The 1,452-nt window shown below is 39.9% G+C and carries 2 protein-coding genes and 1 pseudogene; all 3 read right to left on the bottom strand.

Annotation, left to right across the window (positions count from 1 at the left end):
- The coding region (locus AC3AYF_RS20935; protein WP_487780396.1) for a YaeQ family protein at nucleotides 1-291 on the bottom strand (291 nt) is incomplete at its 3' end.
- 14 nt (nucleotides 292-305) lie between these two features.
- Nucleotides 306-1,037, bottom strand: coding sequence for an NAD(P)-dependent oxidoreductase (locus AC3AYF_RS20940; RefSeq protein WP_487780397.1), 732 nt, complete (start codon nucleotides 1,035-1,037; stop codon nucleotides 306-308).
- A gap of 173 nt (nucleotides 1,038-1,210) precedes the next feature.
- A pseudogene (locus AC3AYF_RS20945) lies at nucleotides 1,211-1,452 on the bottom strand (hypothetical protein); the annotation flags it as partial.

The following is a 1,452-nucleotide window of genomic DNA, read 5'->3' on the forward strand; positions in this document are numbered from 1 at the left end:
GCCACAGGCTTTACGAATTCGTTTTTCATCGACTTGTCCCAAATCAATCCACAACTCAATGTCATCGGTGAGTGATTTTTGCCACAAATCGGGTTCATCATCACTATCGATGCCTTTGGTAAAACTAAGTGAGTCACTGGCATTGACCATAAAGGCAACAAGACGCACCATAAAACGCAAATCGGTTTCAGAAGGATGTTGTGCCACCGTTAATTCATGGCTTTGATAATAATGCCGATCCATATCAGCAATATTAAGTGAGATTTTATTAATTGTTGAGCTAAGAGCCATAGGATAAATTCAGTTTAAGTTGATGTCGTTTTGTTATAGATAACGGGCATTTTACCTTGCCATTGTTGCCAGATGTTATCGTCAGTGATTAAATCAGCCATAAAGTGAGCGACATTGATTCGACTGGTCGTTCCAGCATCAAAAATGGCACTTCTAATCGGTGAAGGATGTATCTCATACTCAGAGACTTCATGTTCATTAACCAAACCATCTGGGCGCACAGCGGCCCATTCGATATGTTTATTATTCTGTCCAATTTGGCTGCGTAAACAATCAGCCGCCTTTTCATTATCTGAATGAGGTGGGATCAATAAACGAATAAGCCCAATAACGCATTTTTGAGCAAATGAAATCGGCTCATCAAGATCACGATTCCTATTGCCAGTGGTATTCATCAGTACAAACTTAACGGTTTTTTCGGCTGCATGTGTTTTGATAGCATCACATAGTCGGCGAGTCGCATCCGTCACCAATAATCGTGGCTGACCATACATACCCTTAACAGTTAGATTGTGTCCTAGGCATGAAGCCACAGCATCACAACCTTTAGTGTGTAAAGCCATATCAGCATCACTTAAATCAAGCACACTGGCATGGACTATAGATAAGTTTGGATGATTCTTTATATCATTAGACAGATTATCAGTTGATCGCACAATAACTTTAACATTCAGATCACGATTGAGTAGTTGTTCCACTAATAAACGGCCAGTTGCACCGCTGGCTCCAACTACCACAACAGTCATCGTTTAATATTCCTGTCTTTTATAAATATCATTATCTTCATTTTGAAATTGACCCCCTGTTTTCAGTTCTAAAACCCAGTTTTTCCGCGATATTTCAGTCGGTTAGCCTGTGATTTACAGGCCACACTATTCCATAACGCTAAGTTTTACGCAAACTATGTGTTGTTATTTTGTTACCAGTCTAAAGGTTTCGGCACTGCCGTTTTGTTAAACTGATGGCGATACAACGAGCTAGCTTGATAAACTACTTTTCTAACCCGATTCAAAGCTCCGATAGGCTTATGTTCAGCCAGAGAATTCCATGGTGAGAAGGATAGGTTTTCACAGAACTGTTGTTGTTTGGCGGTATCAAACTGTTGTTGTGGAATAGTGATGGTGGCAATAGAAATATAAGGTGAATCTGATTCTTTCCATA

The sequence above is a fragment of the Salinicola sp. genome, from assembly GCF_982684285.1.